Annotated in this window: 11 protein-coding genes; 7 read left to right on the top strand and 4 right to left on the bottom strand. The window is 72.7% G+C overall.

The features are described 5' to 3' along the window. Positions 1 to 22: 22 nt before the first annotated feature. On the top strand, positions 23 to 2,959 hold the full coding sequence (locus tag ABGB21_RS29435) for a DEAD/DEAH box helicase (protein WP_347656254.1): 2,937 nt from the start codon (positions 23 to 25) through the stop codon (positions 2,957 to 2,959). 68 nt (positions 2,960 to 3,027) lie between these two features. On the opposite strand, the gene ABGB21_RS29440 is transcribed toward ABGB21_RS29435, so the two are convergent. Next, positions 3,028 to 3,582 (bottom strand): alpha/beta hydrolase, encoded by a 555-nt coding sequence (locus ABGB21_RS29440; RefSeq protein WP_347680515.1) that lies wholly within the window; start codon positions 3,580 to 3,582, stop codon positions 3,028 to 3,030. Between the two features lie 660 nt (positions 3,583 to 4,242). Between ABGB21_RS29440 and ABGB21_RS29445 the strand changes: the two genes are divergently transcribed. Further along, positions 4,243 to 5,079 carry an MHYT domain-containing protein gene (locus ABGB21_RS29445; RefSeq protein ID WP_347656251.1) on the top strand — a complete coding sequence of 279 codons (837 nt, stop codon included), beginning with the start codon at positions 4,243 to 4,245 and terminating at the stop codon, positions 5,077 to 5,079. A 126-nt stretch (positions 5,080 to 5,205) separates the two neighbouring features. Here the strand turns inward: ABGB21_RS29445 and ABGB21_RS29450 are convergent, their stop codons facing one another. Next, on the bottom strand, positions 5,206 to 6,126 hold the full coding sequence (locus tag ABGB21_RS29450; RefSeq protein ID WP_347656250.1) for a 5'-3' exonuclease: 921 nt from the start codon (positions 6,124 to 6,126) through the stop codon (positions 5,206 to 5,208). Positions 6,127 to 6,292: 166 nt separating this feature from the next. Here ABGB21_RS29450 and ABGB21_RS29455 point away from each other — a divergent pair, with 166 nt between their 5' ends. From ABGB21_RS29455 to ABGB21_RS29465, 3 genes are all read left to right on the top strand, one after another. Then, positions 6,293 to 7,405: a Xaa-Pro peptidase family protein gene (locus ABGB21_RS29455; protein ID WP_347656249.1), complete on the top strand. Its 1,113-nt coding sequence runs from the start codon at positions 6,293 to 6,295 to the stop codon at positions 7,403 to 7,405. Then, entirely contained in the window at positions 7,402 to 8,565 is a 1,164-nt protein-coding gene (locus ABGB21_RS29460; RefSeq protein WP_347656248.1) for an acyl-CoA dehydrogenase family protein, read from the top strand. Before ABGB21_RS29455 ends, ABGB21_RS29460 begins: the two co-directional genes overlap by 4 nt. A 91-nt stretch (positions 8,566 to 8,656) precedes the next feature. Further along, positions 8,657 to 9,163: an Lrp/AsnC family transcriptional regulator gene (locus ABGB21_RS29465; RefSeq protein WP_347656246.1), complete on the top strand. Its 507-nt coding sequence runs from the start codon at positions 8,657 to 8,659 to the stop codon at positions 9,161 to 9,163. Here the strand turns inward: ABGB21_RS29465 and ABGB21_RS29470 are convergent. Then, the gene (locus tag ABGB21_RS29470; protein WP_347680517.1) at positions 9,093 to 9,704 is read right to left on the bottom strand and encodes a histidine phosphatase family protein; all 612 of its coding nucleotides are present in this window, start codon (positions 9,702 to 9,704) and stop codon (positions 9,093 to 9,095) included. The genes ABGB21_RS29465 and ABGB21_RS29470 overlap by 71 nt on opposite strands. A gap of 237 nt (positions 9,705 to 9,941) precedes the next feature. Here ABGB21_RS29470 and ABGB21_RS29475 point away from each other — a divergent pair, with 237 nt between their 5' ends. After that, positions 9,942 to 10,136: a CsbD family protein gene (locus ABGB21_RS29475; RefSeq protein ID WP_347656243.1), complete on the top strand. Its 195-nt coding sequence runs from the start codon at positions 9,942 to 9,944 to the stop codon at positions 10,134 to 10,136. Between the two features lie 7 nt (positions 10,137 to 10,143). Here the strand turns inward: ABGB21_RS29475 and ABGB21_RS29480 are convergent, their stop codons facing one another. Continuing rightward, positions 10,144 to 11,580 carry a lysine 2,3-aminomutase gene (locus ABGB21_RS29480; protein WP_347656241.1) on the bottom strand — a complete coding sequence of 479 codons (1,437 nt, stop codon included), beginning with the start codon at positions 11,578 to 11,580 and terminating at the stop codon, positions 10,144 to 10,146. Between the two features lie 171 nt (positions 11,581 to 11,751). Here ABGB21_RS29480 and ABGB21_RS29485 point away from each other — a divergent pair, with 171 nt between their 5' ends. Further along, complete coding sequence (locus tag ABGB21_RS29485) at positions 11,752 to 12,798, top strand: zinc-binding alcohol dehydrogenase (RefSeq protein WP_347656239.1); 1,047 nt, start codon at positions 11,752 to 11,754, stop codon at positions 12,796 to 12,798.

Raw genomic sequence — 12,798 nt, forward strand, 5'->3', positions numbered from 1 at the left:
GCCAAGCATTAATCTTGGCGGTATGTCGAGCCCCGCCGAGCGGTACGCCGCGGCGCGCCGCCGGGCCGCGCAGGCCACCAGGTTTCCCGCGCTTGACGAGTTCGCCCAGCAACTGGGGTTTGATCTCGACGACTTTCAGCGTGAGGCGTGCCAGGCGCTGGAACGGGGCAGCGGTGTCCTGGTCTGTGCCCCGACCGGCGCCGGTAAGACGGTTGTCGGCGAGTTCGCCGTACACCTGGCTCTGCGGGGTGGTCCGGGGGCCGCGCCCGGCCGCCCGGCGGCGGGCACCGCCGGCGCCGGTGCGCCCGCCGGGCCGAGCGCGGCCGCCTCGGCCGGGGTCGCCGCCGCCGGTACGGTCGACGGGGCCGGGAGCGACGAAGGCGGAGCCGACGCGGCCGTGGCGGGGGCGGTCGAGGGAAACCTGGTCCGCAAGTGCTTCTACACCACGCCGATCAAGGCGCTGTCCAACCAGAAGTACCACGATCTGGTGGACCGGTACGGCTCGGAGCTGGTCGGCCTGCTCACCGGGGACAACGCGATCAACGGTGACGCGCCGGTGGTGGTGATGACCACCGAGGTGCTGCGGAACATGCTCTACGCCGGATCGTCCAGTCTCGACGGCCTCGCCTACGTGGTGATGGACGAGGTGCACTACCTCGCCGACCGGTTCCGGGGCGGGGTCTGGGAAGAGGTGATCATCCACCTGCCGGAGTCGGTGACCCTGGTGTCGCTGTCGGCCACGGTCTCCAACGCCGAGGAGTTCGCCGACTGGCTGGTCACCGTGCGGGGCGAGACCGAGGTGGTGGTCAGCGAGCACCGGCCGGTGCCGCTCTGGCAGCACATGCTGGTCAACCGGCGGATGTTCGACCTGTTCCACGACGCGGACGCGGCCCGCAAGCACGACGTGCATCCGGAACTGCTGCGCTACACCCGGGAGCTGTTGCGCCGGCTGGAGCTGGGGGACCGGGCGTCCGGCGGCCCTGGCTGGGGTGGCCGGGGCGGCCGGGGGCCGCGCTGGCGGGGGCCGCTGCGGGCCGACATCGTCGAGCGCCTCGACCGGGAGGGGCTGCTGCCGGCGATCCTGTTCATCTTCAGCCGGGCCGGCTGCGACACCGCCGTCCAGCAGTGCCTCGCCGCCGGACTGCGGTTGACCACCCCTGAGGAGCGGGCCGAGATCCGCCGGGTGGTGGAGAGCCGGATCACCAGCGTGCCCGGCGAGGACCTGGCGGTGCTCGGCTACTGGGAGTGGCTCGACGGACTGGAGCGGGGTCTCGCCGCCCACCACGCGGGCATGCTGCCGGCGTTCAAGGAGGTCGTCGAGGAGCTTTTCGTCCGGGGTCTGGTGAAGGCGGTCTTCGCCACCGAGACGCTGGCGCTCGGCATCAACATGCCGGCCCGCTGCGTGGTGCTGGAACGGCTGGTGAAGTTCAACGGCGAGGCGCACGTCGACCTGACGCCGGGGGAGTACACCCAGCTGACCGGTCGGGCCGGCCGTCGCGGCATCGACGTCGAGGGGCACGCGGTGGTGGTCTGGTCACCGGAGGTGGATCCCCGGCACGTGGCCGGGCTCGCCTCGACGCGTACCTATCCGTTGCGGTCCAGCTTCCGGCCGTCGTACAACATGGCGGTCAACCTGGTCGGCTCGGTCGGCGCCGCGCCGGCGCGCGAGTTGCTGGAGTCGTCGTTCGCGCAGTTCCAGGCGGACCGGTCGGTGGTCGGCCTGGCCCGGCAGGTGCAGCGCAACGTCGAGACCATCGAGGCGTACGGGGCCGAGGTCCGCTGTCACCACGGTGACTTCGACGAGTACTTCGGGCTCCGGCTGGCGATCGCCGACCGGGAGCGGACCCTGGCCCGGCAGGGGCAGACCCAGCGCCGTGCGGCGGCGGTGGAGTCGCTGGAGCGGCTCCGGGTCGGTGACGTGATCCGGGTGCCGTCGGGGCGTCGGGCCGGTCTGGCGGTGGTGCTCGATCCGGGGGTCGGTGGTTTCGGCGAGCCCCGCCCGCTGGTCCTCACCCAGGACCGCTGGGCGGGCCGGGTCACCTCCGGTGACTTCACCACCCCGGCCGAGGTGCTGGCCCGGATCCGGGTGCCGAAGCACTTCAACCACCGGTCGCCGGCGGCTCGCCGGGACCTGGCGGCGGCGGTCAGCGGTACCGGGCTGGACCGGCACGCGGGTCGGCGCGGCGGGCGTTCCCGGGGCGGCGCGGGTGACGACGAGCGCCTCAGCCAGCTCCGCGCCGAGTTGCGCCGGCATCCCTGTCACGCCTGCCCGGAACGGGAGGAACACGCCCGCTGGGCGGAGCGGCGCCGTCGACTGGAGCAGGACACCACCGAGCTGCGGCAGAAGGTGGCGGGCCGGACCGGTTCGCTGACCCGTACCTTCGACCGGGTCTGCGGCATCCTCACCGCGCGGGGCTACCTGTCGCCGGACGGCGAGGTGACCGAGGCGGGTCGGATGCTGGGCCGGATCTGGACCGAGGCCGACCTGCTGGTCGCGGAGTGCCTGCGGCGTGGCGTCTGGGCCGGGCTCTCCCCGGCCGAGCTCGCCGCCGCGGTGTCGGTGGTGGTGTACGAGGCCCGGCGGGACTCCGACGAGCGCGCCTCGGTGCCCCGGGGACCGGTCCAGTCGGCGGTGGACGCGACGTTGCAGATCTGGGCCGAGTTGGAGGCCGACGAGGCGGCCCGGGGGCTGGAGGTCACCCGAGAGCCGGATCTCGGTTTCGCCTGGCCGGTCTACCGCTGGGCCCGGGGCGAGGTGTTGGCGAAGGTGCTGGCCAGCGGGCACAACCTGGACGGCGACATGCCGGCCGGTGACTTCGTCCGGTGGGCCCGCCAGGTGGTGGACCTGCTCGGCCAGGTCGCGGACTCGGCCGGTGCCTCCGTGGAGCTGCGGGGGACCGCCCGCCAGGCGATGGCGGCGATCAACCGGGGCGTGCTGGCCTACCACGGCGCGCTCTGACCAACGGGGCCGGTGCTCCGGTCCCGCCGCCCGTGTCGGTCGGACCGCTGGTTCGTCGTTGTCGCCGGCTACCGGTGGTCGCCGCCGACCAGTTCGGCGATGTCGGCGAAGATCCGCTGCCCGGCACGGGCGGCGGCCGGTGAGACGGCGTCGAGGGTGAGGAAGCCGTGCAGCAGACCCGGCTCGCGGCGGTGCCGGACCGGTACCCCGGCGGCGGCGAGTCGCGCGGCGTACGCCTCGCCCTCGTCCCGCAGCGGGTCGTGCTCGGCGGTGACGACCAGGGCCGGCGGCAGGCCGCCGAGGTCCGGGGCGTGCAGCGGGCTCACCGCCGGGTCGGCGCGCCGGCCCGGTTCAGGCACCCACAGCTCGGCGCCCCAGGCGATGTCATCCACCGAGATGCCCCAGCCGACAGCCTTCTCGGTGACGCTCGGCAGCGACAGTGTCAGGTCGGTGTTGGGGTAGACGAGGATCTGGGCGGTCGGCAGCGGGCCGCCGTCGGCGCGTAGCCGCAGGCAGGCGAGCGCGGCCAGGTTGCCGCCGGCGCTGTCGCCCGCGACGGAGATCCGACCGTCCGCCACCGCGAGGTCGTCGGCGTGCGCGAAGGCCCAGCGGAGCACTTCCACCCGTCGTCGACGGCCGCCGGCCACGGATGTTCGGGCGCCCGTCGGAAGTCGACGGCCAGCACGGCGACGTCCGCCTCGACGCAGAGCCGGCGGCAGGCGCGGTCGTGTGAGTCCAGGTCACCGATGGTCCACATGCCGCCGTGCGCGAACACCACCAGCGGGCGGGGGCGGCGCCCCGGGCGGTAGAGCCGGACCGGCACGCCGACCGGCGTGTTCAGCTGCTCGACAACGGCGGGTTCGGGTCCGGTCGGCCCGGCCTGGACCCGCCGGCGCTGGGCGCGCCGTACCGCGAGGGGGCCCAGCTCCCGGGCGGACGGGCCGGTCGCGGCCCGGCTGGCCGCGACGAAGGCGGCCAGTTCGGCGTCGGCGAGTTGCGCCACGAGGTCTGCCACCCGGACAGCATGCCAGTGGCGCCGACCGGCTCCGACAGGTGGACGTGGGGCGGTGCGCCGACTGGTCCCGGCGGCGGCCGTTCGGGCGGCCCGGGGTCCGCCCTTCGGCCCGTACGACATCCCCCTCATCGTGATCATTTTGTGTCGCCCGGCTGCGTATCGGGGGGCGAGGTGCGGCCGAAGGTTCCGTTGTGGCTGGTCAGCACGAAAGTGATCATCAGTCGGAAAGCGAACGACGCGGCAGCGGCGGCACAAGGGGATCAGCGACATGGGCACGATCGACCACTTCCACTACGGGTGGACAACGCCCGCGCTGAGCTACGGACTGTCCGTCCTCGGCTCCTTCCTGGGGCTGCTCTGCGCGGTACGGGCCCGGGACAGCCAGTCCCGGGGGCGTCGGCTCTGGTGGCTGAACCTCGCCGCCTGGGCGATCGGTGGTACGGCGATCTGGACCATGCACTTCATGGCCATGCTCGGTTTCGACGTCTCGGGCACCCAGATCCGGTACGACGTACCGGTCACCGTGGCGAGCGCGTTGATCGCCGTCGCCACGGTTGGTGTCGGGTTGGTGATCGTCGGCTTCGGCCGGGTCGGCTGGCTCCGGGTGGTGCTCGGCGGCCTGTTCGCCGGGGCCGGGGTGGCCGCGATGCACTATGTCGGGATGGGCGCGATCCGGTTGCGGGGCCGGATCGACTACGACCCCTCCCTGGTGGCCGCCTCGGTGCTGATCGCGGTGGTCGCCGCCACGGTCGCGCTCCGACTGGCGGTGACCGTGCGCCGGACCGGCGCCGTGACCGGTGCGGCGCTGCTGATGGGCGTCGCGGTCAGCGGAATGCACTACACCGGGATGGCGGCGATGTCGGTGCGTCTGGAGCCGACCGGTCCCGACCCGGCCGGCGTCAGTGCGTCGATGCTGCTGCTGCCGATCATGTTGCTGGTGATCTTCGTGGCGTTTGTGCTGTTCTACGCGTTGCTCTCCACCCCCGCCGACGACGAGCCCACGGTCGGGGGCCGGTCGGCCGACGGTGCGCCGGTGGGACCGGTCGGCGCGTGGGCCGACGGCCCCGCGCACGGGGCCGGCGGCCGGGTGCCTCCCCGGTCCTGAACCGTCCGGGCACGCCGCCACCACCGCTGGCGCGTCGGCCCGGAAACCACCGGCCGACCGCGCCCGGGGTGTCGGCAGCGGGGGAGGCGGGCCGGCCCGTCAGTTCACGTTCCTGGCGTCGTCGCCTCAGTCGGCGTTTTCGGCGAGGGCGTCGACGAGACGCCGGCACGGACCGGCCAGGTTCCACTTCTCGGCGAGTGCGAGCACCTGCTCGGCGTCGGCCGGGGCGGCCGGAAGGGTGGTGTCCAGTGGGGGCAGCGGCACGTCCAGGGCCACCCGGACCACGGTCGGTGCCACCGCCAGGTAGTCGCGGGCGGCGGACAGCTTGGTCCGCAGCCCGGGTGCGAAGCCGGAGGCCGGGTCGTCCAGCGCGGCGAGGATGCCGGTCAGGTTGCCGTACCGGTCGATCAGCCGGGCGGCGGTCTTCTCGCCGACGCCGGGCACGCCGGGCAGGCCGTCGCTGGGGTCGCCGCGCAGCGCCGCGAAGTCGGCGTAACCGGCGGCCGGTACGCCGTACCGGGTGCGTACCGCCGCGTCGTCGCAGTCGTCCAGCTTCGCCACGCCCTTGCCGCAGTAGAGCAGCCGGACCGACCGGTTGTCGTCGACGAGCTGGAACAGGTCACGGTCGCCGGAGGCCACCTCGACCGGCGCCGGTTCGCGGGTGGCGAGGGTGCCGAGTACGTCGTCGGCCTCGTAGCCGTCGGCGCCGATCGCCGGGATGCCGAACGCGGCGAGCAGGTCGAGCAGGAGCGGGACCTGCGGGGAGAGGGTGTCCGGGACCACCTCGCCACCGTCGGGCGCCAACCGGTGCGCCTTGTACGAGGGGAGCAGGGCCACCCGCCAGGCGGGTCGCCAGTCGTAGTCCAGGGCGCAGACCAGCCGGTCCGGCCGGCGGGTGCGGACCAGTGTGGTGACCATGTCGAGGAAGCCGCGGACCGCGTTGACCGGCGTGCCGTCGGGTGCCCTGGCGGCGGACTCCGGGATGCCGAAGTACGCCCGGAAGTAGAGGCTGGGGGCGTCGATGAGGAGCAGCGGGCGGTGGCTCACCCGGACAGCCTGGCACAGCCTGTCCCGGGACGGCGATCCCGGTGTCGGCGCGGCGGGTCGGTCGGGAACGGGGCCGGGGTCGGTCGGGAACGGGGGCCGGGAAAGTGATGATCAGGCTGACCGGACCGGCGATGTGTCACGCTTGAACGACCGTTAAGCTAGTGACGTGGGTTACGACGACCTCTATCCGCCGCAGCGGTTGGCCGCCGCGCAGCAGGCCGCCGCCGAGGCCGGCCTGGACGCCCTCCTCCTCTCGCCCGGTTCCGACCTGCGCTATCTGACCGGCTACGACGCCCACGCGCAGGAACGGCTCACGCTGCTGGTCCTGCCCACGTACGGCGAGCCCACCCTGATCGTGCCGACCCTGGAACGGCCGGCCGCCGAGGCCTCCCCGGCACCCCGTACCGGCCTGCGGATCGTCGACCACCCGGACGGCGGCGACCCGTATCCGCTGGTGGCGCGGGCGCTCGACGGCCCGGTGCGGACGGTCGGTCTGGGCAACCGGATGTGGGCCGAGCAGGTCCTCGCGCTGCGCGCCACGCTGCCCGACGCCACCCAGCGGCTGGCCGGTGACGTGCTCCGGTCGCTGCGGCTGCGCAAGTCGGCGGCGGAGGTCGCCGCGCTGCGGGCGGCCGGCGCGGCGATCGACGCGGTGCACGGCCGGATGGCGGAGTGGCTGCGCCCCGGCCGGACGGAGCAGCAGGTCGCCTCCGACATCGCGGCGGCGATCCGGGAGGCCGGGCACGCCACCGCCGACTTCACCATCGTCGCCGCCGGTCCGAACGGGGCCAGCCCGCACCACGGCAGCTCCGACCGACCGATCGGGATCGGCGAACCGGTGGTGGTCGACATCGGCGGCACGATGCCGTCCGGCTACCGGTCGGACGCCACCCGTTGCTACGTGATCGGCCCGCCACCGCCGGACTTCGCCGACTACTACCAGGTGCTGCACGCCGCCCAGCGGGCCGCGGTCGGCGCGGTACGCCCCGGCGTCAGCGCCGAGGCGGTGGACTCGGTCGCCCGCGAGGTGATCGCCGACGCCGGCTACGGCGCCGCGTTCCTGCACCGGACCGGGCACGGTATCGGCCTGGACGGCCACGAGGACCCGTACCTGGTCGCCGGCAACAGCCTGCCACTCGAGCCGGGGATGGTCTTCTCCGTCGAGCCGGGCATCTATCTCGGCGGCCGGCACGGCGCCCGGATCGAGGACATCGTCGTCTGCACCCCGGACGGGGTGGAGCGGCTCAACACCGTCTCGAGAGAGCTGGTCCAGCTGTGAACACACCCGACGGGGGTGGCCGGGGCGTCGAGCGGATCCTGCCCACCGAGGAGGCCCACGAACTGCTCGGCCTGGTCACCGAGATCGCCGACGGTGAACTCGCGCCGAGGGTCGCCGACTTCGAGTCCCGGGGCGTCTTCCCCCGGGACCTGGTCCGCACCCTCGGCCGGGCCGGGCTGCTCGGCCTGCCCTATCCGGAGGAGTACGGCGGCGCCGCCCAGCCGTACGAGGTGTACCTGCAGGTGCTGGAGATCCTGGCGAGCCGCTGGTTGGCCGTCGCCGAGGCGGTCAGCGTGCACACCCTCTCCTGCTACCCGGTGGCCGCGTACGGCGGCGACCAGGTACGCAAGCTGCTGCCGGACATGATCGGCGGCGAGCTGCTCGGCGCGTACTGCCTCTCCGAGCCGCAGGGTGGTTCGGACGCGGCGGCGCTGACCACCCGGGCGACCCGGGACGGCGGCCGGTACGTCGTCTCCGGCACCAAGGCCTGGATCACCCACGCCGGTGTCGCCGACTTCTACAACATCTTCTGCCGGACCGGCGGGCCCGGTCCCCGGGGTATCTCCTGCCTGCTCGCCGACGCCGGCACCCCCGGCATCGTGCCGCAGCAGCCGGAACGCACGATGGGGCTGCGCTCCTCGCCGGTGGCGCAGATCGCCTTCGACGACGCCCGGGTGCCGGCCGACCGGCTGGTCGGCGCGGAGGGGAGCGGTTTCCGCATCGCCCTGTCCGCGTTGGACAGCGGTCGGCTCGGCATCGCCGCCTGCGCGGTCGGGCTGGCCCAGGCGGCGCTCGACTACGCCGTCGACTACGCCCGGCAACGGGAGCAGTTCGGGCGACCGATCATCGAGTTCCAGGGGCTCGGCTTCCTCCTCGCCGACCTGGCCACCCAGGTCGCGGCGGCCCGGGCGCTGACCCTGGCGGCGGCCCGGCTGCGCGACGCCGGGCGGCCGTACTCGACGGAGGCGGCGAAGGCGAAACTCTTCGCCACCGACACCGCGATGCGGGTCAGCACGGAGGCGGTGCAGGTGCTCGGTGGTGCCGGCTACGTGGCCGACCACCCGGTGGAACGCTACTTCCGGGAGGCGAAGGTGCTGCAGATCGTCGAGGGGACCAACCAGATCCAGCGGCTGGTCATCGCCCGCTCCCTGACCCGCTGACCGGCCGGCGGCGCCGGGATCGTCCGCCGGCGGGATCAGCGACCGCGCCGGTCTGCGGGTGGTACGGCGCGCGTCCGGTAGGTTGCACGTCGTGGAGGAGATCGATCGGGCCATCGTCACGGCGTTGACCGCCGACGGTCGACTGTCGTACACCGATCTTGCGGAGCGGGTGGGGCTGTCGGTCTCCGCGGTGCACCAGCGGGTCCGTCGGCTGGAGCAGCGCGGGGTGATCAGGGGGTACGCGGCCCGGGTCTCCTACGAGGCGCTCGACCTGCCGCTGAGCGCGTTCGTCGCGATCCGGCCGTTCGACCCGTCGCAGCCGGACGACGCGCCGGAGCGGCTGGCCCACCTGCCCGAGATCGACTCGTGCTACTCGGTGGCGGGGGAGGACTTCTACCTGCTGCTGGTCCGGGTGGCGAGCCCGGTCGACCTGGAGCGGCTGCTGCAGGAGATCCGGACCGCCGCCAACGTGACCACCCGGACCACCGTGGTGCTCTCCACGCCGTACGAGAGCCGCCCGCCGCGGATCAGTGCGGCCCGGGAGTCGTCCCGGCCCCGGCCGCTGGTGGGTGAGCCGCCGAGTTCCAGCGCAGGATGACCGGCCGTCCGTGCTCGTGACCGAGTGCGGAGACGGTGGCGGTGTCCAGCCGCAGCCGGGCGCCGTCGGCAGTCGAGAGTCCGATCCACCGGGCCCCCGCCACCCGCAGACTGTGCCCGTGGCCGACCAGGGCGACGTCGCCGGTCTCCAGCAGGGCTGCTGCCCGGGCGAGCACCCGGTCCAACCGTTCGGCGACCTGGTCCGGTGACTCGCCGTTCGGGCAGCCGTCGGTCCAGAGCAGCCAGTCGGGCCGTTCCTGCCGGATCTGGTCGGCGGTCCGTCCCTCGTAGTCGCCGTAGTTCCACTCCGCCAGGTCGTCGACGACCTCTGTCACGGTGAGGCCGGCCAGTTCGGCGGTGCGCAGCGCCCGCCGTCGGGGGCTGGCGAACACGGCGGCGAACCGCCGACCGCCGACCAGACCGGCGACCTCTCGGGCCTGCCGTTCGCCCTTCGGGGTCAGCTCCAGGTCCGTGTACGAGGTGTGCTGGTGGTTGGCGCTCCAGGTGGTCTCGCCGTGCCGGACGAGGACGATCTCTGCCATTCCCCCAGTCAACCACTCCAGGTCCGTCAAGCACAGACTAGCGTCCTAGGATGGCTTACAGGGTGTGTCGCACCATCGCCAAACAGTGAAAAGTCACGGCGAGAAGCCAGGGCCGCTGGGTGAAATTCCCTTATTGCACCTCGTGCCGTTATTAGCCGGGTTTCAGGCTTTGGCTGGAGGGCAACCTACTGCCAGCTGGCCCTGCACCGGGCCGCCGAGGTGAGGAGTGGAAACGCCATGAGTGCCATGGACAAGATGAAGAACAAGGCCGAGCAGTTGAAGGGCGCAGCCAAGGAGCGGATGGGCGACCGCACCGACAACGAGTCGATGCGGTCCGAGGGCGCCATGCAGCAGTCGCAGGCCAAGGCGAAGCAGGCCGGGCAGCACGTGAAGGAAGCGGGACGCAACGCCAAGGAGACGTTCGACCGGTAAGGCGTCCCTAGCGGACAGGCTGAGCGCCGTGCCGGGCCCACCAGGCCCGGCCGGCCTCGGGCAGGGTGTCGATCGGGTCGTAGTACGCGTACCGCCGCTGCAGCGCGGTCTCGTCGCCGGACTCGATCGACGTACGGTAGTTCTTCGTCCAGTACGAGATACCGCGTTCGCGGTCGTACTCGGTGAGCATGTGGACCCAGCGTTTGCCGACGAAGGGCACGTCGCAGACGATCCGTGGGGTGGCGTAGCCGGGCAGGTAGCCCATCATGTCGTGCTGGAGCCGCTGGGCGTGCCAGACCGGGACCCGCCAGTGCTCCGCGTTCGGGATCATGTCGCAGAGGTAGAAGTAGTACGGCAGGATTCCGGCCTCGCCCTGCAGTGCGAAGCAGAGGTCGAGCAGGTCGGGGGCGGTCGCGTTCACCCCGCGTAGCAGGACCCCCTGGTTGCGTACGTCGCGGACGCCGACCTCGAGTGCGGTCTGGGCGGCCCGGGCGACCAGCGGGGTCAGCGACTGCACGTGGTTGACGTGGGTGTGGATGGCGAGGTTGACGCCACGTCGGGCGGCAGTGCGGGCGACCCGTTCAAGTCCCTCCACCACGTCGGCCTGGAGCCAGTGCTGGGGCAGGCCGGCGAGCGCCTTGGTGGCGAGTCGGATGTCCCGGACGGTGTCGATGGCCAGGAGCCGCATCAGGTACGACTCCAGGTTTCGCCAGGGGACGTTGGCGACGTCGCCGCCGGAGACGACGACGTCGCGTACCTCGGGGTGGTTGGTGAGGTAGCTGATGTGGGCGTCGTACCGGTCGACGGGTTTGAGGCTGAGTTTGAGCTTGTCGACGGTGGGGGTGGAGTTGCCGACGAGGTCCATCCGGGTGCAGTGGCCGCAGTACTGGGGGCAGGTGGCGAGCAGTTCGGCGAGGACCTTGGTGGGGTAGCGGTGGGTGAGGCCTTCGGCGACCCACATGTCGTGTTCGTGGAGTGAGTCGCGGGTGGCGTAGGGGTGGGAGGGCCAGTCGGCGCGGCGGTCGGTGGCGAGCGGCAGCATGTAGCGGCGGATGGGGTCGGCGCGGAAGGTGTCGGCGGTGACCGGTCCGTCGGGGACCATCGTGTTGATCATCTGGGGTGGGACCAGCATCGACATGGTGGCGTGGTGGGTCTGGTCGGCGGTGAGGTCCGCGTAGCAGTCGTCGTCGATGGTGTCGCCGAGGACGGTGTGCAGTTGGCGGACGTTCTTGACGCAGTTGGCGCGTTGCCACTGGGCGGATTCCCACTGGTCGCGGGTGACGTTTCGCCAGCCGGGGAAGCGGGTCCAGTCGGGTTCGACGAGGGGCCTGCGGCGGTATTCGTACGGCTGGCCGGGTGTGTCGGTGGTGGTCGGCGGGGGTGTGGTGGGGCTGGCCGCCTCGTGGGGGGTGAGGAGTGTGGTGGTGGGTTCGGCCTGGGTCATGGTGGCCCTCCTCGGCTGTCGTGCGGCGGTGCCTCGCTGCGAACGCTACTGGAGAATTTCCCGTGGAGGAAATATTCTGCCGTAAGTTTTCCGTCAGGATGGGCTCTTGGCTGCCGGAGTGCCGGTCTGGAGCCTGACGGACTGTCGGCGGGGGAGGGAGGTGGTCCGGCCATGGGCGCGGAGTTGTCCTCTTCTCCGGTCGGCCTGCACCGGGTGGTCGAGCCGGCCGGGGTGCTGCCGCAGGCGGCGTACCGGTTGGATCCGTCCCCGGCGATCCGGTCCGACGAGGTACGGATCGACGTCGAGTGGCTGAACCTCGACGCGGCGAGTTTCCGGCAGTTGTCGGAGAAGCACGCGGGGGACGGGGCGGCGGTCCGGGCGGAGGTGCTCGGCATCATCGGCGACCGGGGCAAGATGCACAATCCGGTCACCGGTTCGGGCGGCATGCTCGTCGGTGTGGTGGCCGAGGTCGGGCCGGACTCGCCGCTGCCGGTGAAGCCGGGCGACCGGGTGGCGACGCTGGTGTCGCTGACCCTGACCCCGCTGGTCGTCACCGACGGCCTGGCCCGCTGGGACGGGCGCGCCGAGCAGGTGCCGTGTGCCGGGCACGCGATCCTGTTCGCCCGGTCGATCGTGGCGGTGCTGCCGGACGACCTTGATCCGCGGCTCAGTCTGGCGGTGTTGGACGTGTGTGGCGCACCGGCGTTGACCGCCCGGACGGTACGCCGCTACGACGCCCCGACGGTGGCGGTGCTGGGCGGGGCGGGCAAGAGCGGGTCGTTGGCGTTGGCGGCGGCGCGGCGGTCGGGGGCCCGGCGGACGGTCGGGGTGGTGCCGGTGGCGGCGGAGCGGGACCGGTTGCTGGCCGCCGGGGTGGCGTCGGACGTGGTGTTGGCCGATGCGCGGGATCCCGTGGGGTTGGCGGCGGCGGTGTCCGGGGTGCTGGGTGGGCCGGCGGACGTCACGGTGGTCTGTGTGGACGTGCCGGGGTGTGAGCACGGGGCGGTGTTGGCGACCGCGCCGGGCGGGACGGTGGTTTTCTTCTCGATGGCGACGAGTTTCGCGGCGGCCGCGTTGGGCGCGGAGGGTCTGGCGGCCGACGTGACGATGCTGATCGGCAACGGGTACGTGCCCGGGCACGCGGAGTACGCGTTGGGGCTGGTGCGGCAGGTCCCGGGAGTGCGTGTCCTGTTCGAGGACCGGTTGGCGGCAGACTGA

Origin of the sequence: Plantactinospora sp. B24E8 (assembly GCF_039871735.1) — a bacterium.
Taxonomy (GTDB): domain Bacteria; phylum Actinomycetota; class Actinomycetes; order Mycobacteriales; family Micromonosporaceae; genus Plantactinospora.

Bases quoted from the DNA above. Each gene is read 5' to 3' on its own strand.
- ABGB21_RS29435 (WP_347656254.1), top strand. From the start codon at position 23: ATGTCGAGCCCCGCCGAGCGGTACGCCGCGGCGCGCCGCCGGGCCGCG.
- ABGB21_RS29445 (WP_347656251.1), top strand. From the start codon at position 4,243: ATGGGCACGATCGACCACTTCCACTACGGGTGGACAACGCCCGCGCTG.
- ABGB21_RS29470 (WP_347680517.1), bottom strand. From the start codon at position 9,704: ATGGCAGAGATCGTCCTCGTCCGGCACGGCGAGACCACCTGGAGCGCC.
- ABGB21_RS29475 (WP_347656243.1), top strand. From the start codon at position 9,942: ATGAGTGCCATGGACAAGATGAAGAACAAGGCCGAGCAGTTGAAGGGC.
- ABGB21_RS29480 (WP_347656241.1), bottom strand. From the start codon at position 11,580: ATGACCCAGGCCGAACCCACCACCACACTCCTCACCCCCCACGAGGCG.
- ABGB21_RS29485 (WP_347656239.1), top strand. From the start codon at position 11,752: ATGGGCGCGGAGTTGTCCTCTTCTCCGGTCGGCCTGCACCGGGTGGTC.